The following is a 20,504-nucleotide window of genomic DNA, read 5'->3' as shown; positions in this document are numbered from 1 at the left end:
TTTCATTCATTTAGCTTATTGAAAACGAACCCAGTTCACTTCTCTCCACTCTTTGTTAAAGGTAAATTCCATTTGATGAGGCTCTTCCCCATAAGGATTTTTCACGGTTACTTCTAACAGAGGTTCGTTGTGGTTGATTGTTATTTTAGGTGTTTCTGTTAATACCTTAAAATAGGTCTCTTTGCTTACTTTCTCCTTTTTCCCATCTTTCGTTAAGAAGTATTCCCCATCTTTTTCTAGTCCAAGTCCATCCCCGGTGTGACTGATTAGCCAGCTCCTGATATCAGATGATTGTTGTTGCGCGATATCAAGAACGTTGTCTTCCGTAATTGGAGGCATTCGCTCTAACACATCAAAAAGGAAATACGCTCGAAAATCACAATTACCATCGCAAATATCAACGACGATGGCATCAGTCGGCAATTCACTCTTCTTAACTTTTCTCTTACCGGCCGTATCAATCCGATAAGAATCATCATCTGTTTGTGGATAATTCGTTCTCTGCCCACTTGCAGATAAATAGTAAGTATCCACGCCTTCTTCATTTAGCATAGGTTTCCTAATCAAATCAATCTGTTTGAAAAAAAACTCCCCTTCTGTCAGGGTCTCTGAAGCAAAATGGAACCCCTCTGTTCCAACCTTTCTACGTTCTACAATGAATTCCTTGTCCTCATTGGACAGGGTAATATGATAGTGCACTTTTCCCAGCGTTGCATTCTCTTCTATGTACATATCTAAGTCTTCGATCTCTCCCTCATCACTGATCGCCATATCGAAATCAAGGACCTTGACCGGATATCCTCTATCACCTAGTTTGCTATGTATGTTCTCCCATTCTTTCGCAAGACTTCCATCATAGAAGTTAGTGTTCTGTACCGCAACTTCTTTTGGTTGCTCATATATGTAGTTTTGTATCCATGGGACAATTGTTGATACGAGGAAGATCACTAAACCTAAATAAACCGCGCGCTTCTTGGCCTTTTCATTAACTTTCATATTCGTGAAGAACAGTAAGTAAATGAAGAATCCAAGAGGCAACTTCCATTCATTAAACTGAAATGAAAAGCCTCCGAGAATCGTGTAGCCGATGAGTTTCCATACTAAATAAGGCTCGAATTCATCTGACTTCCGGTAGATCAAGAGAGTGATCGCTAAGATGAGGAGATAGAAGAAAACGCCTATGAAATTGTTCATTTTTTCACCCCTTTCTAATTGTAGTGCCTGTCACCACCCGATTTCAGTCGGAATTTGTCGAATGCGCCATTCTTTTTTCTACTACCACCTTCACTTGTCAATTTGTGTCTGCCTTTTAACTCCACTATAATGATAGACAGGCTACTCTACAGGCTAGAAAGGAGAACAACATGTTTTACACCTACCGCTCAAAGAGAACAACGTGGAGAACGGTTTTATTCAATATCATCAGTGTTCTAACAACACTCGCTATGTTTCTGATTGATCCGGTATCTTCTCGCTCCGGTGAATCGGCTGCTATATCCATTATGTTTGTTATTCTAGCGGGCTGTGTGCTGTCTATTTTGTTCGCATTTGTTGTCTACCGAACGAGCGATGAGAAAAAAGGATGGGCGACGATCGGATTGCTCTTTACACTGTTCAACGTTTCTGTAATCGCTTACTTTATTTGGATAGGCATTAGTCTCGTTTAATCTTAGAAACCGATTTAAATCGACTTAAAAGAAAACCAGGCACTTCCCTCACTCTTTAGGGAAACCTGGTTTTTTTTACTCTATTTCTAAAGTCACGAAACACTCACCGATACGACGCCATAAACCTCTCCATATAATACGTAAATGTCTGGCTGTAATACCCTGCAAAGTAAAAATCACTGCCATGGTTTCCAAACGGCATATAAATCACAGCGGCTTTTTTATTATCGTTCTCTGCATACGTTTCTTTAAACGATGCCGCCGTTTCATAGCCCACGTACGTATCGTGCGTGCCGTGAAAAAGAAGCGCTGGTGGACTTTCTTCGCTCACGAGCTGTTCTGGCCAGAGAAGTTCCTCCGTGCCCGGAATACCGCCAAGCGCAGGCCCTTTGTTCGCTGGATAGTAAGGGATCAACCCTTTCACTTTCAGTTTCTCCGAGAACCATTCACCATACTTCCCTTCTGTCATCGCAAGAGCGCTAGCCGTTGCCAGATGACCACCAGCCGAACCTCCTGAGATGAAGGTGGTTGAAAGATCCAGATCATATTCCTCTGCATGCTCCGTTAAATACTGTGTAAAAAGTCCAATATGACGAACTTGATCATCAATTGAAAATGGTCCCCTCACATGGTCAGGAACATTGCTGCTTAATCCATAGGAACTAAGCGTTGTGAGTCCATATTGAATATCAAATACCGCATACCCTTGTTCAGCAAAATACGTATTTTGCTGCATGACGTTTGCATCACCTTTATCTCCATTTGCCCATGACCCGCCATGGATACGAATTAAGACTGGCAGCTTTCCATCCTTTTCTTTTGGAAGAAAGGAATCAAAGCGAAGCTCAACGCCATCGTCCACTCCTTCAGTCCCTTCATAAAACAGCACATCCTTTTCTCCTTCCACATCTGCAGGTGGAAGGCCAAGAAAATAAGCGGGAAGCGAAAATGGCGTTTGTTGAAATTCGGACGACGTTGAATCCCATTGACTAAACGCCTCTTCTACCTGTTCTTCTGCCTGACTGATTATAATCGGGACAGAGAGAAGCGGTAAGAAATGAACGAAAGTAATGGCAAACCCACCGCTCATCAAGATCCTCCGCAACGTTTGGCGTGGTCTTATCCACGACTTGCTTCCCTGTAAAACGAGTACGGTACTCGCTAAGAAAACAAATGCGTAAAACAAGGCGAGTTGGTTCACGTAAGGCCCATAGCCGCCGTTTTCGTAACGAAAGAGAATCAGAGAGCTTGTGAAGAGTCCGACAATTAATGCAACGACATTGCCCCATATTAATAGATCAGAAAACCACCTCGGGATGCCGTTTACTCTCCCATTTCGCTCCTTGTCCATTCTCCAAGCAAAAATAAGCGTCACTACATGAACGAGAAGGAACAAAGAAGGGATCAAGATCGGCGCGCTGCTCGTTTCACCTGGATACTGATTTGATAGCTGGAAATTTAAGAGGCCTATTAAAATTAAAGCAAAAGGAAGAAACAACAGATACAGCATGCTCACAATACTGAGTTTACGCTGCCTGAGCACCCCCAAGATGCTCATCACAATCATGACGAGAAACAAAACCCCAAACACATTCCAAATCGGACTTGTATTTCGAAATGAGAGATAAAATAAACTAAAGAGCAGATTTATCCCTGCAAGAAGTTGAATGGCTTTCCAGTAGGAAGCTTGTAAGATGAATTTCTTAGGTAATGGCGACTTCGTTTCGCGTTCCATATTTGATTCAAGTTCTGAAGACATAGAAAACCTCCTCTAGTTGGTGCCTGTCACCGCCCGGTTTTAGGCGAATGCTGTCGATATTTGCAAAGTGGTAAGATATAGCAATGATACCCTATGTTCGAACACTACAACCAGTCAAACACTCTCACAATCCTAATTTTGCTATAATAACTATAATTAAACAGATATAACAGCATAAGAAGCCCATACTCGTAATCAAACGGTACTCACGATTAAAATCTATCAAAAGGACTGAATCTCTATGCCCTCACAGTATTTCATCGGTATCACCCCACCACCCGACTATCTAAAAAAGGTCGAATACTTTCAACATAAATGGCTAGATTCCCTGATCGTCGAACCGCACATTACGCTCAAAGCACAAGGTGGTTTAACACCAGATAAGGAATGGATGGAAAAAGTGAGAACGGTTTGTAAAAGCCTTCACCCGTTTACGATTACCCTAGCCAAACCAAACTATTTTGGGGATAACATTCTTTACTTAAGCGTTCTATCTAATGAGCTGTATCCCTTACACGAAGCGATTGTAAGAGCAATTTCTCCTCCCCAGAAACTTATTAACCAATATTTTGAGCTCGATAACTTTGTAGCTCACCTCACGCTCGGAAAAGAACAGCATGGCTTATCGAAAGAGGAGCTAAGCGATATGGCGCATGCAGCAGAGAAAGAGTTAACACCGTACCCTACTTTTCTAGTAAAATCCGTGCAAGTATACGAACTACGCCCTAACAGCAAACGCTACGAACCACTACTCCAAATCCCTCTAGGCTGAATGTGCGCTCCATAGACCTAGCCGCCCCCTCCCTCTTCCAATTGAAAAGGAGGGGGTTTTTTCTGTTCTCACCCTCACACTCGAAACAAATCAAAAATAGATGCTTACACGTAAACATAAGATAAATAAAAGCACCGTAATGAAAGGAGTGCTACACATGCTCGAAAAGTTTGTGGATCGACTCCCCATCCTCCCGACCATTCAACCAATTAAAACCATCAACGGCACCCCCTTCTACGAAGTGACCATGAAAGAAACCATGCAAAAGCTTCATCGAGATTTGCCTCCAACTCGGATCTGGGGATATAACGGGATGTTTCCAGGTCCAACCTTTCACGTCTTTCGGGATCAGCCTATTCGTGTTCTTTGGAAAAACGAACTTCCCACCAGGCATTTCCTTCCGATTGATCACACCGTTCATGGGGCTGGTCTAGATGTACCCGACGTTCGTACCGTCGTACATCTTCACGGAGGCTCTACACCTGATACGAGCGATGGCTATCCAGAAGCTTGGTTTACAAAGGGGTTTCAGCAACTCGGTCCCTTTTTCACTAACCCCGTTTATGAATATCCGAATCGTCAAGCTGCCACGAACCTCTGGTATCACGATCATGCGATGGGGATTACCCGCTTGAACATCTATGCTGGACTTCTTGGCATGTATCTCATTCATGATGAAGAAGAACGTTCACTCGGCTTGCCGGACGGCCCATTCGATCTTCCGCTCATTATTCAAGATCGCTCGTTTCATCAAGACGGTTCTTTGTATTATCCGTCTGAGCCCACCCCCCCTGTAACAGGTGTCTCCCCCTCTGTTGTTGGAGAGTTTTTTGGTAAGGTAAACCTTGTAAATGGGAAAGTATGGCCCTATTTAGAAGTGGAGCCTCGCAAGTATCGGTTTCGCATTCTGAATGGCGCAAATGCTCGATTCTATTGTCTCTCTCTTTCTAACGGCGTTCCCTTTACTAAAATTGGCACAGATCAAGGGTTATTACCACATCCGGTGCCTGTCACTCGCGTTTTGATCGCTCCTGCAGAACGTGTGGACGTCGTGGTGGACTTCAGTCGTTCTAGTGGAAAGATGATCACCTTAACCAATAATGCCCCCTCATCCTATCCAAATGGAAAGTTACCGAATTCTAAGACCACCGGGGTTATTATGCAATTTCGCGTAAAAGAAGAGCTCTCTCATGAAGAGAAAGGTGTCATACCAGGCTCCTTGGGCAAGTATGAAACAATGAACGAGCACCAGGCAAACAATCAACGAAACCTTCTACTTAACATGAGAAACGATTCCTACAATCGATCCCTTCATCTATTAAACAATCAGCTCTGGTCTGATCCAATCACCGAAAAGCCTCGATTAGGTGACGTGGAAATTTGGAGTTTTATTAATATCACGAATAATACTCACCCTATTCATCTCCATCTTATTCGCTTTCAAATTCTTGATCGCCAGCCTTTTGACAGGGGTTTATATGATCAAAAAGGGGGCATTGTTCCAACGGGACCACGAAAGAAACCGGAAGAGAATGAATGCGGTTGGAAAGATACCGTCAGGGCAAATCCAAATGAAATCACGCGCATCATTATGAAGTTCGCACCTTATGCAGGCTTGTTTGTATGGCACTGCCATCTATTAGAACACGAAGATTATGAAATGATGCGGCCTTATGTCGTCATTAGAAAGTGAACGATCGGACATTTCAAAACCGCGGGTGCCTGTCACCCGCGGTTCCCGCGTTTATCTATTCAAAACTCGTGGAAAACTGGTACATAGAGACCTGAAATCAAGTTTTCATCCCCCATTAGAAAGGAAGCCACTCATGTCAATCTTACCAAGAGAATTCTATCAAAAACCGACCCTCGAACTAGCAAAAGCGCTTCTCGGCTGTGAGCTGGTAAAAGAAACAGACGAAGGGCTTGCATCGGGATATATCGTTGAAACAGAAGCATATCTAGGAGCAACCGATCAAGCCGCCCATAGTTTCAATAACAAACGCACAAAGCGCACGGAAGTGATGTTTGGCCCTCCTGGAAATGCCTATACCTATGTGATGCATACTCACTGTTTATTCAACGTCGTCAGTGCTGAAACCGGTGTTCCAGAAGCTGTTCTAGTGCGAGCCGTTGAGCCTCTAAAAGGACTCGATTTAATGGAACAACGAAGACCCGGCCGTAAACAAAAGGAATGGACGGATGGACCTGGTAAGCTCACAAAAGCACTTGGGATTGATCCAGGGGATTATGGACATGCTTTAATGCGAGCGCCACTTTATATTCGGAGTGGTTATCAGCCTGATCACATTTCTGAAGGAAAACGAATTGGCATTGATAACTCCGGTGAAGCACGGGACTATCCATGGCGTTTTTGGGTAACGGGAAACAAATACGTATCAAGGTAACATCGTTTTTCCATTTCAGCTTTTTTGTTACGCCTTACCATCCGTGACTTATGCGCTACACTCCAATCGTTTAATGTGATTTTTTATCGGGTAAAGCTAGTACTATAGCAACAGGATAGGATTTTTAAACAACGAATTAGGAGGTTTTATGCATGAGTAAAGTCGCAATTATTACAGGTGCAGGAAGTGGATTAGGACAAGCAGCTGCTGTTCGTTTAGCTAATGAAGGTGTTAATATCGTTGCCGTAGACATTAACGAAGAAGGCGGTAATGAAACGGTTGACCTAGCAAAAAAAGCTGGCGTTGATGCGCTTTTCATAAAAGCTGATGTATCCAAAGCAGATGAAGTAAAAAACTACGTCGATAAAACAGTGGAAGCCTTTGGTTCAATTGATTATTTCTTCAATAACGCCGGCATCTCCGGTAGTGGAGAATACTACTTAAATACAAAGGTTGAAGAAATCGAGAAGATCGTCGACATTAACCTAATGGGCGCCTTATACGGTGTTCGATACGTAGCTGATGTGATGATCAAAAATGGTGGAGGTTCCATCGTGAACACCGCTTCAAGTGCCGGCGTCATTGGTCAGGATTCGGTTGTCACGTATTCCGCTACAAAGCACGGGATTATTGGACTAACGAAAAGTATTGTGGCTGAATATGCGAAAGACGGCCTGCGTGCAAACGCAATCGCCCCTGGACCAACCGAAACCCCAATGGTTAAAGACTTTTATGATGCCAATCCGAAAATGAAAGAAAATGCCGAAGCCGGTATTCCACAGAAACGTCTCGGAACGCCCGAAGAAGTAGCAGAACTTGTTACGTTTCTACTAACGTCGAAAGCACAGTATATCAATGGTGAAGTGATCCGCATTGATGGCGGGTTTACGAATACGAAGTAAGTGATCTAAAATAATATTAAGGCCCGCAAAACCATTCGTTTTGCGGGCCTTTTCTTACCGTTCTCTTCAACCATATAATATGCTCTCTCACATAGATCTATCTCACGTACTGAAAGACATTCCTTCACTCTACAAGAAAAGAGACACTCCACCTGCTATAAACAATACAACTCCCACTAGAAGGTGAAGACTAACCGAACTTAGTTGAAGTGTCACCACTTCATACAAACATTCCAAATAGCCTTTAACACGATTAATCCCTTTACTACCTCGCCATACTTCTCTTACTCCCCAATAAAAAAATGATAGCCCCATGCTCGTCAGCACGATAAACCAAATGAAGGACACGCTCATGTGATGACTAGTCTTACTAATTGAGCGCGCTCACATCCAGGAAGTGCCTTACTCACTTTTACCTTAATGACCACATGGCCGGAATAGACCCGTTTTTTTCTTCGATCACTATGTCTTCCGTACAAATCATCTTCATAGCTCATCCCCCTCAGCAGTCCTACAGGCTTCACGCAAACAAAACACTCCTTTTCCATATCACTTTCCCCTTCGATTCGCAGTAGTAAAAATTTCACAAAAGTTCTTACATTCATTAAATCAAACAACCTACGCTACTACCATACTTTCTCTCATCATTCTTCAACAATCCTTTTGTTTTACACTTAACATCGTAATTGTAATTAGGATAACAATAAGCCCAATACTCTGAAGGACCGTAAGAACTTCTCCTAAAACCACTAATCCAAATAAAGAAGCGGTGACGGGTTCAACCATCGCAATAACCGAAGCTACGGAAGCGGAAGTTTTTTTCAACCCTTCTACATAGAGGTAAAAGGAAACGCCTGCGCCAATGATTCCGAGCGTAATAAACCAGATTAGATCCTCCGAAAACAATGCGGATACTGCTTCCTTATGATCAATAAACAGGAGCAATACCACAGTAAATGTAGCAAAAGCCGTGCTAAGAACAAACGGAGGACTATTATTTTTAGAAGCATTTTTGAAACTAAAGATAAAGAGCGCATAAGAAATACCTGATAGTAACCCGCTCATGATCCCTACCACATTTAGTTCGCTTATTCCTGTTTCATAAATGTTCGTTAATAAACTGATACCAAACATGACAATAATCATCGAGATAACCTTAAATGGCGTAATTGACTCGATTCGAAAGCAAAAAGAACTAATTAAGACGAATATCGGTGCGGTGTACATTAAGGTCGAGGCTACTGCTACACCAGATTCAGAAATACTAAGAAAGTAAAAGCTGAAGTTACTAGCTACAGCCACTCCAGCGAGCATTGCCCACATAACCGTTTTCGACGAATGTTTCTTTAAATTCTCTTTTCGTTTAAGAAGTACCCAAATCACTAAACACACTAACCCTATCGCCCCTCTATAAAAAGAGATCACAAGGGGACTCCATCCTTTGTCCATTAAAATCCCTGCTAAACCTCCTGAAATCCCCCATAAAATAGCTGCTAATATTACGAAACCTGTATAATAGACTCGCATTATAATCCTCCTTTGCTGTACTAAAATAATGTTGTTCGGAGGGAATTCCCAATTATTTACCACATAAAACAAAATCATGGAAAATACATGAACATTCCATACTTTTTACCATACTGTTGCCAAAGACAATAGAAAGTCTAATAGATGTAATAACTCGATACACCAACGAGTGAACCTATTTGTAAACGAAACGCAAAAACCTACATAAAAAATGCTAGGAATCTCGAATAGATTGGATTCCTAGCATCGTTAGAAGTTAGTAATATTGAATTAGTTGCTAATCAAACCCTTCAGTCCATTAAAAATCTGATTGGAGACACCCTTAACAACCCTCGAATCATTGGCACCCTCAATGTCTAGCTGGTTTAATTATTCCATTCAAATAAGTGATCGAGGAATCTTCCTTCAACTTATCTTAAGTTCAACCGGGTTCTGCAAAGATAGCAAAACATCACGCTACATCATAAGCTGTTAATCTTTCTTTTTAGATCCATCAACTTCATTAGCTCTTTATCAATCGATTTATATTCCTCCGTTCCCACTGCCAAGTAACTGATTTTGCCTAGGAGCTCTGTCATTTTGGTCTCAAGAACGGCTAATTCTTCCCTTACGTTTTCGCTTCCTGTCTCCTTATTCTTATGTTTTTCCTCATATTCCTTAATGCCTACCTCAACCCGCTTCATTTGCCCGTTTTCAATAACTAATAATTTGGTACACAGTTTTTCAATTACGTACCTGTCATGTGAAACGATCAACAGCGTACCTGTATACGTACTTAGCGTTCTTTCTAACTCTTCCCGGCTTGGAAGATCGAGATGGTTCGTCGGTTCATCCAGAATTAAGAAGTCATAATCCATCAAAATCATATAAATTAGCTTTAATCTCGTTCGTTCTCCTAGACTCAATTGAGAAATGGTTTTCCCAAGAATTACTTGAGAAATGCCCATATTGGACAGGAGTGTTCTCGCTTTTGTTTCCTGCTGTCGATTCGATAAATTAAGGTAGTCTAGTGGTGTCTTCTCGCCTGGTAAGTCCGTTACATCTTGCGAAAGGTACGCCACTTTTGTCGATTCACTTATCCATAGCGAACCTTTTGTAAGCTTTTCTTGTTCCAAAAGGAGTTTAATAAACGTGGTTTTTCCGGTACCATTGGAGCCAATCAACCCAATTCGTTCACCATGTTTGATGTAAAAGTGACTGTTATCAAAAAGTAGCCGATCCCCAAACTCCTTCTTGATTCCTTTGGCTTCGAGAACTCGTTTCCCACGTTTTGACGCTGGTTCAAACTGAAAAGAGACCGTCTTCTCTTCTTTCGGCTTTTCGACTCCATCTTTCTTAAGCTCTAGATTTAAGCGTTTCAGCTTCGATTTTATCTGATTATCCTTTTTCTTAGCCTTCGCTCGTTCGAATTCCCGCAATCCCATTTGTCGATTTTCCGATTGGGATCCACCTTTTCCAGCTTCACGATGGCCCTTAGCTGACCAATCTTTCAACGTAGAGATTTGCTGTTCAATCACCTCGACCTTACGCTGTTGTTTTTCATAATCACGCTTATTCTGCTCGGTTCTTCTCTGTTTTTCATGTCGGTAGAACGAGTAATTCCCATCATAGATTGTTAATTTTCCAAATTCCAATTCAAATATCTTCGTCACAGTTTCATCTAAAAAATAGCGATCATGTGAAATGATGAGGGCAGCACCGGAATAACTCCTCACTTCTTCACTAAGCCATTTAACCCCCTGCATATCCAAGTGATTCGTTGGTTCATCTAAGATCAAAAATTCGGGTGAACTTGCCCAGATCTTCGCTAAAGAGAATTTCAGTTTTTCGCCACCACTTAAATGTTGGAGATTCTCCTGCTCCCATCGCTCTTTCTGAAACCCTAGCTTCTTACTTTGTTCCAGTAACCTTTCACCGAAAAGTTCAGCATCAACAGCCAGGTGATTATCTGTTGATTGAGGCAAATAGCCAATGTTCACATGGGGAATGGTCACAGAACCTCTATCTGGTTCAATCCTTTTCATCAAAATATTGACAAGGGTTGATTTCCCAGCCCCATTCCAGCCCACTAAACCAATCTTTTCACCATTTCGTATCTCAAAGTTAACGTCACTTAAAATTTCCCGTTCGCCAAAACTTTTCTGCAGTTCTTTCACTTGTATCACTCGCGCCATGCAGGTCACCTCTTACTAAATTTGATTGAGAGGCTTATTGAACATAAATAAGCCTCTCCAAGAATCCTGGAGAGGCTGCTAATCCCATATCAAATAACATGCAAACGCTTAAACAAATAGTGAAATAAACGTAAATATTCTTTACGTCTCCCTTTATTTGAAAAAGGTACATGATGAAATGATCACTTAATTGGACAGACTAATCCTATTTTCCAGGTTCTCATTTTTATGAAAATATGAGTTTGATCCCGTTTAAATAAGATTAATTCCACATCCGCTAAGTACCATTCCTTTCCACCTTTTACTTACATATTTAGTATATTCACCGGCGGTAAACATGTCAACATGGGGATTGGGTCTGATATAAACCGAGGGCTCCCCTTGTTATTGGCTAAATGTTTTCGTCACTTCTTTGTTAATTTGAAATAATCCATTGTAGAAGTCACTTTAAAACCACACGATCGGTATAGCTTTAACGCATTCTTGTTCTTTACTGCCACTTGAAGCAAGATTTGTTGAGCTTGTTTATCTCTTAGTTCCTTTACAGCTTTCATCAGAATCTCTCTGCCAAATCCTTGTCGTCGATATTCGGGTAGAACACCTAAACCATAAATACCACCTACACCATTCTGTAGTTCTATATGAACTTTCCCTACAACCGACTGGTTCCATTCAGCTAGAAAAACATCCATTCCGCCTATTGATGTTTCCTCGGGAAACTCTTCGTCTGAATTCATATGAAAGTAGATCGCATTCTGTCTTGCAATTTCTTTTGCATCTTGTTTTAAAGCTTTTCTGAAATGTAGGTTTGTCATTTCGATAGCTTCACTTGCTTCACCGACTAAATGCATCTCATATTCCGAGTTTTCATAATGAGCTCCCATACTCTTACTAAATTCAATCCCAGATCTAGAATTGTGATCACTCAACAAAAGCATTTGTTTCGATTCTCTTTTATTCCACTCATCATGAACGAATGAAAACAATCGTTTAAAGACTCCCATTCTCCTATAATCCGGATGAACCATCCCATTTACTTCTAATGCTTCTGAACTAAATTGACAGATGCCCATATAGCCGATCAGTGTGTAATCATCATAAAATAGAAACTCGTTGAGTTTATGCTGACCTGTACTCTCGTTACGAGAATGATTTAGTTTGTAATCAAGTTCTAGTTTTAACGTTAAGTCTTCTTCTTCATCAAGACAGCGATCTTTTAATCTCAGGATTTCGTAGTAGTCTATTTGATTTAATGATGGTTTTAGTTTAATAGTCGGATCAGTGATTGTTTTCATTTTCTTTCGCTTCGCCTCTTTTTCCTTATTTCCCCTATAATTTTTTCTTGTTTTGTAGCAAATCCTCTATGATAGACTTGCGATGTTATCCTAATTCTTCTTCTATTCACTTGTGTTGTCGCATGAAGAATAGCCAACACGATCGCTTCCTCTATATTCTCAGCTTCAAACATAATAATACTTCTAATCAGTTGTTTCGTTTCTGGGTCAGGACCACCGTTACGTTTACTTTTCCTTTTTTACGTCTCAAACACTTTGCTTTTTTTTAAACGCAATAACTATTCTTATATATTGTTCTTCAATAGTACAATTTCCTGCACAACCCAATCACCTTCCATATAAATCCATATAATATTAAGGAAGGAATAGCTTGTATCTTTTTATATTCAGCGTCCATTTTGAAATATCCTTCATCCTGACTCTATTCCTATCTGTAATTTGAAGAGAGAAGTTATCATGTCGAACGTGTTTAATATTGGGACAAGTGTACCTGCTCAAGGAAGTGGATCACTAAACCGCACTGTTACAGGCACACCAATTTTACTTGCTCAATTTGGTCTTGCTGTACCTCAAGGCGCTAACAGAGTCCTATTAAGTGCTACAGTAGGGGTTAGGTCCTCTTTGCTAACTCCAGTATTAATCTTTACGATACTAAGAGGGAATCAAGTCATCTATACGAGCAGAGAAGCAGTGCTCTTGTCAGTGGGACAAGAACAAACTGTTACCGTTCATGCAATCGATATGAACGTTCCTGATACATCCAATCAGGGATACTCGCTTACTGTTGAGCTTGAAAATTCTCTCCTAACTGGAGCAGTTGTTACTGGACCAGTGGAATTTTTAGGTGTTTCCTACACGTTTTAAATTTTGTAAACAACTAAATAAAGGGATACCCTTTTACTTTAAAAGAGGTGAGCTAATGCCTAAACTTATTGCGTTAGATGATGGACATGGAATGAACACTGCTGGAAAACGAACACCCTATATTCCAGAAATCGGTCGCTCCATCCAAGAAAACGAATTTAACAGAGAAGTGGTCAAGTATCTTAAAGTTGAATTAGAGAGATGTGGATTTCAAACTCTATTAGTAGCCCCTACTAATACAGATACTCCGCTTAAAACACGGACAGACCTTGCGAACAGCAAGAAGGCAGATGCCTACGTCTCCATCCACTACAATGCCTTTGATGGTTCATTTGGTGGAGCAAATCCGAGTGGTATCGAACTATACGTTTATTTAGGGCATACAAACAAAGAAGCTGGTAAACTCGCTTCTTCCATCGCGAAATACCTACGACAAGGGACACCGCAAATTACCGAGGGATTAAAGAAGCAGATTTCCATGTTTTACGAGAGACAAAGATGATCGCCGTCCTAACCGAAAACGGCTATATGGATAACAAATTTGAAGCTTTACTCATGCTGGATAAAGATTTTCAAAAGGAAGTAGCGATTGAACATGCTAAAGGCATTTGTGATTATTATGGCGTGACTTATAAACCTGAGGAGGACTTGTCATTGTTAAAGGTAGCGGTAGTCGTTAACTCATTTGTTGATTACCCTGTTGCGGAGTTACTCGCCAATCGTATTGCAGCCCCGATCTATACAAGAAGCGTAGCTACAAACAATAAAGTGGCCAATGAATTGATTGTTGTAGGTGGAAAGTCTAATGACTTAAAAGCAGATAAATTCACAGTACTTTCTGGTACAGATCGTTTTGCAACAGCTGCAAAAGTTAAAAAATATATGGATTCCATTAAATAATATTGAAGTACCAAAGGAAATAGTTTCATTTATGCTTACAAGCGCCTGATTTTTAAATTACTTAGAAGTCAGGCTACATTCCAAACGATTCGGTTCAACTCGTTAGTAAAGAATGGTTCTGTTCAATCCTTAATCTAAAATGACTCATGATTCTAATCTGTTCTTCCGTTAACCTCTCTTTTTCCAGTACATATGCATTAAGCTGTATTCAATTACTTCCTTTAATTTAATAAATAAAGGAAGCTGATCTTCCATTTCAGGGGATAAGTTATTTTCCTCCTGGTAACCTTGGAGGATTGCTTTTGTCATCGCTCGTCCATAGTCTCCGATGTTCCCCCCACCAACATATGAATATTCCATCGCACTATAAATTGCAGCAGCTAGGTCGAAAACATAAAAGTGTTTCTCACAATCTTGAAAATCAATCATTGTAAAAATTGATTCTTGATCCACGAATACATTTTCTAAGCACAAATCACCGAGCAACTATCCATAGTTGGAATAGGACTTTGGAGGATTTTTTATTGTTGATAAAACGTCATGTGCCACCTCATGAAACACATCGGGCTGACAACGCTTTCTTGGCAATTGGATTCCAGGAGCCTTATTCTTTCATAACTACAATCATGCTTTCCGTTTTTACTATGTATAGAAGTATAAAATGCCCCATGAAGTGACGCTTACTTCCTTCTTCGTACTTCCCTCATTCTCGAACAGTTCGTTTATGAATTAAGGTGATAAGAGGTTTATTAGCTATTGGATCAATGTCGATCTGTTATATATTTGTTACCAACTTTTCTTGAATAAATGACTTTCGTCTCAAACCATCGATCGTAACATTTATTTCCATATGCGGAGGATTTTTTTATGTTAAATCTTTTTCCTGTTGCACTGACAAATCTAAGCCATCAAAAAAACAAAAAAACCTCGAAGAACGAATGAACATTCTCGGAGGTTCCATGTCAATTTAATTTGATTTTTTCCAATACGCCGCATCTTTGTTGGATTGAGATGGAGGAAATGTATCTCCACTGCTTAGTTCAATGTTTTTTTCTTCTTCCGCGTTAGCGTTCCCATTTGATTCGTTTACTAATCCAACAAATTCATACGTTCCATTCTCAGGTGCCTTTTCGCCAGTCTTAAAACGCTCTGCCATCTAAAAAAACTCCTTCGTCAGTTATTGTGTTACATGTAGGAATGTACCCCGTAACTCGATCTCAAAACTCAAAAGAGCACATTTAGGATTTTTTTACCACCTCATTTTTAGTCTCTATTCAGCTGAAAGATATTTCGAAAAATAAATATAAATAACCAAAAATAACTGTTTAGAAACTACTTAGGGGGTATATATGGGTTAAGGAGGCGTAAAAAAATGGAAAAAAGACGAAACTAGCAGGGGTGTTACTAATTGCTCTTTTAATTGCTGGATGTCAAAGCTCAGAGGATAAGGTAAATTCGCAGACTTCTGAGTCTAGTGAAAATGAAAGGATGGAATCGGTAGAAAACGATGGTAGTGCAGAAGACAACGGCGCTAACATGGAACCTTCAGATAAAGCCGAAACGTTTAATGCTGATGAGAACAAAACAGACGTTTATGGCGGGGAGCAAAAAAATCCTAATTATTTTATTAATACTCACTTATTCGATTATGAAAATAATTTTTACACGGCATACACGATACAGCGTGATGAGGAAGAAGAGCAAGCACTTTCACCTGAAAAACGCTTAGAAACGTCACTATTCAGTAATGATCCGTCTGAGCAGGATATACTAAATTCATATGCTGATCTATCACTTGAATGGCCCAATTTACTAATCCACTTCAATAAAGATGGAAATGCTTTAGCAGCAACCTCTGCGCAAAGCAATTTATTCTTCGAGGCGTTATTTGGGATCAGTGATCTGTATGGAGTGAAAGAAATTACATTTTTAAATCCTAATGGTGAAAAGGGTATAATATTGGCTGAAAGATCAGTCGATGAATCTGTGGCTGTTAAAGAAGAAAGAGGTTTAACACGCGGCTACTATACGATTTATGACGAAGAATTAGGGAAAACCTTCTATCTGCCTGGTGGCGAGTTAGAGGAGCAAGTAGTAAATGAAAACGATGAGCTACTCTCTTTCCCAGAGACAATAGAAGCAATGAGTTCAATAGATTATGCTGATGCGTTTTATTCGTCAGCCATTGTTGAAGGGATAGAAATTCTTGATTCATCCATTAAAAATAGTGTTGCTACGGTGCAATACAAAATGGATGAAGAAATAGTAACAGAAGCAGATCGCGTTGTTTTTGAGAACGCAATTCAATTGGCGGCACTTGACTTTCATGCTTGGGAAGTTGAAATCATGAATGATACGTTGAAAGAAAGCAGAACGTTTCCGTTAATAGGTCAGTAACATGAGGCTAAAAGTTACTTGGTGGTTATTAAATAAAAAAGGAACCTTTGTTGAAAGGTTCACTTATTAATTTAATAATCGCTCCGAGATTGTTTAATAATTTTTATCCAATAGAAGTAGTAAAAAGCTGCTTCCTAAAAGAAGAAATGCAATTTGAGTTACAGCGTAAACTGTTAACTCAACTAGACTCAGTTTCCTTTTCCGTTTGATTTTCTTAAAATGAAAATAATAATAAATTGCACATATGAGCAACACAACTCCTGATACTTGAAATATAAGCTCTAATATACCAATCATAAATATCACCTCTAGTAGATTTCCCAATTGTTGTTTGAACAGATACTACCCTCTTTAAAATCCTGTTCTACTCGTCAATACCAATTATTTCAAAATTCATCTAATAATTCCATCTTTCATTTCACAATAAGGAGCCTATCTTATTAAAGATAAGCTCCGAGATTATGGAAGAAAGAAAACTACAATTTGAGTTTAATTATTGTTTTTATTTTTTTTAATAGATCTATTAACCGCTAACCCGCATAGAGCGCATAGTAGGACTACTATTAACCCTGTTATTGAGTTCAGGTTTCCTGAAAACTTCAAAATACTCAATGTTATTAATAAAAGTGGTAAAAGAATCAGAAAGAAAACCTTTATTTTCAGACTCATATATTACCTCCTTAATCTCTGCTCAAATAAATTAGCCTGTATTTAATACCAATAATTTCAAATTATCATGTGTAATTCAATCCTTACATCATTAAAATAGGAACTTACCTTATTACAGATAAGCTCCGATAAACCAGAAGACTTGGGATCTGGATAAATTCTAGAATTCACCCTAAATTAGTGTTAATTTAGATCGATGTTACCCACATATTGAACATCTCCCATATCAGAAGACAGATTCACTTCTAAGATATAATTACCTTTTGAATCGGGAAATTGAAAACCACTAGATTTATTTACAGGCAATTCAATCTCTTCATTGTTTTGCCACAGAGATACTTGAAACTCTTCTAATTGAAAATCAGAATGTTCTAATTCTAGGTTTCCCTCTGAACCAGCATTGACCTTAATTTGATTCTGTTCGATTCCTAATGATTGAAAATCAACAACAGTCTTTTTGTATTCCTCATTAGGACCCTCCCAATTCACGGAAGCCTCTTTAAGCTCATATGAATCATAGTCGTTTAGATGATGGTACCAAACTGTCATTGTTGGAGGAGTGAAATCGTAATCCTCCCCTATACAGGCGGTCAACAAAAAGATACAGCATAAACTTACTATAGAAAATATTGAACGAATCACTATCAATTCCTTTCTCTTTAATGTTCAAATAACTGCAACCCTGGAGCATAAAGCAAACACTCTTTTAAACTATTGCTCCGATTTAACGGAACAATGGGATCAATGGTATGAGAAAAGACAACCTTAACTTGAAGAATAGGTACATTTAAGGATGTTTACTTCTTAGATTTAGGTAAAAAATATGTACTTCCACCCATTAGAAATCCACCAATTATTGCAAGTAATGTACCAATTATTACCCAATGGGTTAATGAAAAAGTAGATAAATATATTCCTAACAAAAATAAGAGTAAGCCAGCAATAAAGAAATTTTTTACCTTTTTCATTTTTTCTTCTCCCTTCAAAACACTTTTGTTAGAAGTTAAAGTCTATTCCAATTTTGTTTTTCAAAGTATCTCAAACTGTCGCGTTAGTTGAATAAGCCTCTCTTTAAATAATACCATTAAAAGTAAATTATTCATTGTTATAGTTAAAATCAACAATCTTTTCGAAAAGAGTCTTCAAAAAAGAAGCTTATCCTATTACAGATAAGCTCCGAGATTGTTTAATATCCATTTTATAAACAAATGTTAGATACCAATAGGAAAATATAGATTAAACTTAAAAGAGCACCATAAATAATAAGTGCCCAGAATAATGAAAAAGTAGGTGTTTGCACGGTTCCTCCTTATTGTCTTTTAACCTACATAGAAAGCTTATTACTTACTCCAATTTTTATATTTTACTTACCTAGAAAATCTAGTAAATCAATCCGTAATAGATAATTCCTGCTACGATGAATAAGGAAATAACGCCAATTAAACTCTTTTTAAATGCTTTAAAATAAGACCCAAAGCCTTTGCCTTTATCATCCACGGTAGCTATTTCCATGGCTAACCAAATAATTGTAACAACACCTAACCCGATGCCAAGTACCCACTTCAACTTCTCCACCTCCATAATTTCCCTTTTTTCTATATTATCATAAAATAGATTAAGTATACTTTTTAAAAAATCATCGACAACCTTTTATGTAATCCATATCATTTCATTATCTTGTTGCAAGCCTTTCAGAAAAAAGATCCTATCTTATTACAGATAAGCTCCGAGATTATGGAACATTAATATTTGTTATGATTGTTTCCAACCACTGGTTTGTATCCTTAGAACTGAAGCCATTACCCCTATGAGGCAAAAGATAATTCCTACTGGCAAGATGATGAATAGTAAAAGGTCCGGAACTATTCCAAGGTACGGTAGAATTGTACAAACCGGAACTGCAACTGTCAGGGTTAATAAGATGATCAAATCAAGTTTTTTGGTATTCAAATAATAATCCTCCTAGAGCATAAAGTAGTTCGATTAGCATCTAATTTTAATCAAAATGCTTAATACCAATTATTTCAAATCAGAGCTAATAAATCCATCTTTTTCACTAAAAAGAGCCTATCTTATTACAGATAAGCTCCGAGATACTGGAAGATCACTTTTAAATTTCAACTGTACCTAATCGTTTTAACAACAATTATTTTCTTAAGCAAACCTCCAACTTTTAAGATGATTTTATTCGTTTGTTTTTCTTATACTGTATTATGGCAAATATACAAATAACTGTGATGAATGAAATGATAATAGAATATCGAGAAATCATAAAAAAGAAATCCGGATATGTAATTTCTACAACTGAAGTCATTCCTTTTACATCTGTTGTAGACTTCACTCTACTTACCCCTGCAAATAAAATTAAAAAGGAAATAACCAATGAATATAAACCAGTTTTAACCAACGTTTTTTCCAAAATCCATCCCTCCATATAACGAAAAAAAGGTTACAAAATTTGCTCCCTAACAATTATTTCAAAACAACTTCATTTACACAACCAAATAAAATAAGGAGCCTATCTTATTACAGATAAGCTCCGAGTTTTTGAAGACTCAGTATCAAGATTTTATCGCCCCACCCATTTCGGAATAAAATCTCCAAAGTATTTACCAATCTTCTCTACCTCAGTCATAATCCTGCTTATACCAACTTCCGTAGTAAACCAATTCTCTTTAGTAATTCCGAATCGATCTTCTACTGGAGAAACCATAAAACTAGTGTTCTTTGGAAATGCATCCTGATAACATAGCAATGCTCTTCGAGAATGTCCTGCTTTACAGACAATGATAACTTTTTCATATTTAATACCTTTACCCTGTAATACTTCTAAAGAAAAACGGGCATTTTCTAAAGTATGCTGAGCTTCGTCTTCTTTAAGGATAACTTCGTCAGGCACCCCGTTTGTAATACCAACCTTTCTTAGATATTCCCACTCAGATGTACCTACGTGGGGTTTGTACCCGCCTGACGGAAGAATGTATGGAGCCATTCCATTTTTATATAGCCATGAAGCCTTTTCCATTAGCTGTGGATGATTAGCACCGGGTACTAATATGACGTCAGCTGCAGATACTTCAGTTTCAACGAAAATAAAGTCAGTGATACAATCATATGGATTAAACATTTTTATAAACCCTTTCGTAATTAAACTTATGTGGGGAGAATAATCC

The 20,504-nt window shown here is 38.9% G+C and carries 19 protein-coding genes and 2 pseudogenes; 8 read left to right on the top strand and 13 right to left on the bottom strand.

What is annotated here, in order from left to right; genetic code table 11:
• Nucleotides 1-15 precede the first annotated feature (15 nt).
• Nucleotides 16-1,194 carry a hypothetical protein gene (locus LCL91_RS19190; protein WP_224884776.1) on the bottom strand — a complete coding sequence of 393 codons (1,179 nt, stop codon included), beginning with the start codon at nt 1,192-1,194 and terminating at the stop codon, nt 16-18.
• A 170-nt stretch (nt 1,195-1,364) separates the two neighbouring features.
• On the opposite strand from LCL91_RS19190, the gene LCL91_RS19185 reads away from it, so the two are divergent.
• Nucleotides 1,365-1,667: a hypothetical protein gene (locus LCL91_RS19185; protein ID WP_160919777.1), complete on the top strand. Its 303-nt coding sequence runs from the start codon at nt 1,365-1,367 to the stop codon at nt 1,665-1,667.
• A 103-nt stretch (nt 1,668-1,770) separates the two neighbouring features.
• Here LCL91_RS19185 and LCL91_RS19180 read toward each other — a convergent pair whose 3' ends face one another.
• On the bottom strand, nt 1,771-3,426 hold the full coding sequence (locus tag LCL91_RS19180; RefSeq protein WP_224884774.1) for an alpha/beta hydrolase fold domain-containing protein: 1,656 nt from the start codon (nt 3,424-3,426) through the stop codon (nt 1,771-1,773).
• 241 nt (nt 3,427-3,667) lie between these two features.
• Here LCL91_RS19180 and LCL91_RS19175 point away from each other — a divergent pair, with 241 nt between their 5' ends.
• The 4 genes from LCL91_RS19175 to LCL91_RS19160 all read left to right on the top strand — a co-directional run bounded on the left by LCL91_RS19175 (nt 3,668) and on the right by LCL91_RS19160 (nt 7,505).
• Nucleotides 3,668-4,198: a 2'-5' RNA ligase family protein gene (locus tag LCL91_RS19175; protein ID WP_224884772.1), complete on the top strand. Its 531-nt coding sequence runs from the start codon at nt 3,668-3,670 to the stop codon at nt 4,196-4,198.
• Nucleotides 4,199-4,355: 157 nt separating this feature from the next.
• On the top strand, nt 4,356-5,891 hold the full coding sequence (locus LCL91_RS19170; RefSeq protein ID WP_224884770.1) for a multicopper oxidase family protein: 1,536 nt from the start codon (nt 4,356-4,358) through the stop codon (nt 5,889-5,891).
• A gap of 133 nt (nt 5,892-6,024) precedes the next feature.
• Complete coding sequence (locus LCL91_RS19165) at nt 6,025-6,603, top strand: DNA-3-methyladenine glycosylase (protein WP_224884767.1); 579 nt, start codon at nt 6,025-6,027, stop codon at nt 6,601-6,603.
• 152 nt (nt 6,604-6,755) lie between these two features.
• The gene (locus tag LCL91_RS19160) at nt 6,756-7,505 is read left to right on the top strand and encodes an SDR family NAD(P)-dependent oxidoreductase (RefSeq protein WP_160919769.1); all 750 of its coding nucleotides are present in this window, start codon (nt 6,756-6,758) and stop codon (nt 7,503-7,505) included.
• A 350-nt stretch (nt 7,506-7,855) separates the two neighbouring features.
• Here the strand turns inward: LCL91_RS19160 and LCL91_RS19155 are convergent, their stop codons facing one another.
• The 4 genes from LCL91_RS19155 to LCL91_RS19140 form a co-directional block, all read right to left on the bottom strand.
• Nucleotides 7,856-8,053, bottom strand: coding sequence for a hypothetical protein (locus LCL91_RS19155; protein WP_224884764.1), 198 nt, complete (start codon nt 8,051-8,053; stop codon nt 7,856-7,858).
• 103 nt (nt 8,054-8,156) lie between these two features.
• On the bottom strand, nt 8,157-9,032 hold the full coding sequence (locus LCL91_RS19150; protein WP_224884762.1) for a DMT family transporter: 876 nt from the start codon (nt 9,030-9,032) through the stop codon (nt 8,157-8,159).
• 461 nt (nt 9,033-9,493) lie between these two features.
• Nucleotides 9,494-11,206 (bottom strand): ribosomal protection-like ABC-F family protein, encoded by a 1,713-nt coding sequence (gene abc-f / locus LCL91_RS19145; RefSeq protein ID WP_224884760.1) that lies wholly within the window; start codon nt 11,204-11,206, stop codon nt 9,494-9,496.
• A 404-nt stretch (nt 11,207-11,610) separates the two neighbouring features.
• On the bottom strand, nt 11,611-12,501 hold the full coding sequence (locus LCL91_RS19140; RefSeq protein WP_224884758.1) for a GNAT family N-acetyltransferase: 891 nt from the start codon (nt 12,499-12,501) through the stop codon (nt 11,611-11,613).
• Nucleotides 12,502-12,957: 456 nt separating this feature from the next.
• Here LCL91_RS19140 and LCL91_RS19135 point away from each other — a divergent pair, with 456 nt between their 5' ends.
• Nucleotides 12,958-13,365, top strand: coding sequence for a hypothetical protein (locus tag LCL91_RS19135; protein WP_224884756.1), 408 nt, complete (start codon nt 12,958-12,960; stop codon nt 13,363-13,365).
• 55 nt (nt 13,366-13,420) lie between these two features.
• Nucleotides 13,421-14,265, top strand: a pseudogene (locus tag LCL91_RS22290) (N-acetylmuramoyl-L-alanine amidase).
• A 94-nt stretch (nt 14,266-14,359) separates the two neighbouring features.
• Here the strand turns inward: LCL91_RS22290 and LCL91_RS19125 are convergent.
• A pseudogene (locus LCL91_RS19125) lies at nt 14,360-14,817 on the bottom strand (phosphotransferase); the annotation flags it as partial.
• 415 nt (nt 14,818-15,232) lie between these two features.
• Entirely contained in the window at nt 15,233-15,421 is a 189-nt protein-coding gene (locus LCL91_RS19120) for a YjzC family protein (protein ID WP_224884754.1), read from the bottom strand.
• A gap of 332 nt (nt 15,422-15,753) precedes the next feature.
• Between LCL91_RS19120 and LCL91_RS19115 the strand changes: the two genes are divergently transcribed.
• Entirely contained in the window at nt 15,754-16,662 is a 909-nt protein-coding gene (locus tag LCL91_RS19115) for a hypothetical protein (RefSeq protein WP_224884752.1), read from the top strand.
• 852 nt (nt 16,663-17,514) lie between these two features.
• On the opposite strand, the gene LCL91_RS19110 is transcribed toward LCL91_RS19115, so the two are convergent.
• From LCL91_RS19110 to LCL91_RS19090, 5 genes are all read right to left on the bottom strand, one after another.
• Complete coding sequence (locus LCL91_RS19110; protein WP_224884750.1) at nt 17,515-17,979, bottom strand: hypothetical protein; 465 nt, start codon at nt 17,977-17,979, stop codon at nt 17,515-17,517.
• A 149-nt stretch (nt 17,980-18,128) separates the two neighbouring features.
• Nucleotides 18,129-18,299 (bottom strand): hypothetical protein, encoded by a 171-nt coding sequence (locus LCL91_RS19105; RefSeq protein WP_224884749.1) that lies wholly within the window; start codon nt 18,297-18,299, stop codon nt 18,129-18,131.
• Between the two features lie 412 nt (nt 18,300-18,711).
• Nucleotides 18,712-18,897, bottom strand: coding sequence for a hypothetical protein (locus LCL91_RS19100; RefSeq protein WP_224884748.1), 186 nt, complete (start codon nt 18,895-18,897; stop codon nt 18,712-18,714).
• 186 nt (nt 18,898-19,083) lie between these two features.
• A complete protein-coding gene (locus LCL91_RS19095) occupies nt 19,084-19,281 on the bottom strand; it encodes a hypothetical protein (RefSeq protein ID WP_098443863.1) in 198 nt (65 codons plus the stop codon).
• Nucleotides 19,282-19,900: 619 nt separating this feature from the next.
• Nucleotides 19,901-20,458, bottom strand: coding sequence for a YdcF family protein (locus tag LCL91_RS19090; protein ID WP_224884746.1), 558 nt, complete (start codon nt 20,456-20,458; stop codon nt 19,901-19,903).
• Nucleotides 20,459-20,504: the final 46 nt, after the last annotated feature.

This window comes from Guptibacillus hwajinpoensis, from assembly GCF_020171785.1.
Classification (GTDB): domain Bacteria; phylum Bacillota; class Bacilli; order Bacillales; family Guptibacillaceae; genus Guptibacillus; species Guptibacillus sedimenti.
Note: the sequence above shows the minus strand (reverse complement) of the source record. Positions and strands in the feature narration are given on the sequence as shown.

Coding starts and splice junctions, on each gene's coding strand:
- LCL91_RS19185 (WP_160919777.1), top strand. CDS start 1,365: ATGTTTTACACCTACCGCTCAAAGAGAACAACGTGGAGAACGGTTTTA.
- abc-f (WP_224884760.1), bottom strand. CDS start 11,206: ATGGCGCGAGTGATACAAGTGAAAGAACTGCAGAAAAGTTTTGGCGAA.
- LCL91_RS19140 (WP_224884758.1), bottom strand. CDS start 12,501: ATGAAAACAATCACTGATCCGACTATTAAACTAAAACCATCATTAAAT.
- LCL91_RS19190 (WP_224884776.1), bottom strand. CDS start 1,194: ATGAACAATTTCATAGGCGTTTTCTTCTATCTCCTCATCTTAGCGATC.
- LCL91_RS19170 (WP_224884770.1), top strand. CDS start 4,356: ATGCTCGAAAAGTTTGTGGATCGACTCCCCATCCTCCCGACCATTCAA.
- LCL91_RS19150 (WP_224884762.1), bottom strand. CDS start 9,032: ATGCGAGTCTATTATACAGGTTTCGTAATATTAGCAGCTATTTTATGG.
- LCL91_RS19165 (WP_224884767.1), top strand. CDS start 6,025: ATGTCAATCTTACCAAGAGAATTCTATCAAAAACCGACCCTCGAACTA.
- LCL91_RS19135 (WP_224884756.1), top strand. CDS start 12,958: ATGTCGAACGTGTTTAATATTGGGACAAGTGTACCTGCTCAAGGAAGT.
- LCL91_RS19180 (WP_224884774.1), bottom strand. CDS start 3,426: ATGTCTTCAGAACTTGAATCAAATATGGAACGCGAAACGAAGTCGCCA.
- LCL91_RS19105 (WP_224884749.1), bottom strand. CDS start 18,299: ATGAAAAAGGTAAAAAATTTCTTTATTGCTGGCTTACTCTTATTTTTG.
- LCL91_RS19120 (WP_224884754.1), bottom strand. CDS start 15,421: ATGGCAGAGCGTTTTAAGACTGGCGAAAAGGCACCTGAGAATGGAACG.
- LCL91_RS19160 (WP_160919769.1), top strand. CDS start 6,756: ATGAGTAAAGTCGCAATTATTACAGGTGCAGGAAGTGGATTAGGACAA.
- LCL91_RS19090 (WP_224884746.1), bottom strand. CDS start 20,458: ATGTTTAATCCATATGATTGTATCACTGACTTTATTTTCGTTGAAACT.
- LCL91_RS19155 (WP_224884764.1), bottom strand. CDS start 8,053: ATGGAAAAGGAGTGTTTTGTTTGCGTGAAGCCTGTAGGACTGCTGAGG.
- LCL91_RS19115 (WP_224884752.1), top strand. CDS start 15,754: ATGGAATCGGTAGAAAACGATGGTAGTGCAGAAGACAACGGCGCTAAC.
- LCL91_RS19175 (WP_224884772.1), top strand. CDS start 3,668: ATGCCCTCACAGTATTTCATCGGTATCACCCCACCACCCGACTATCTA.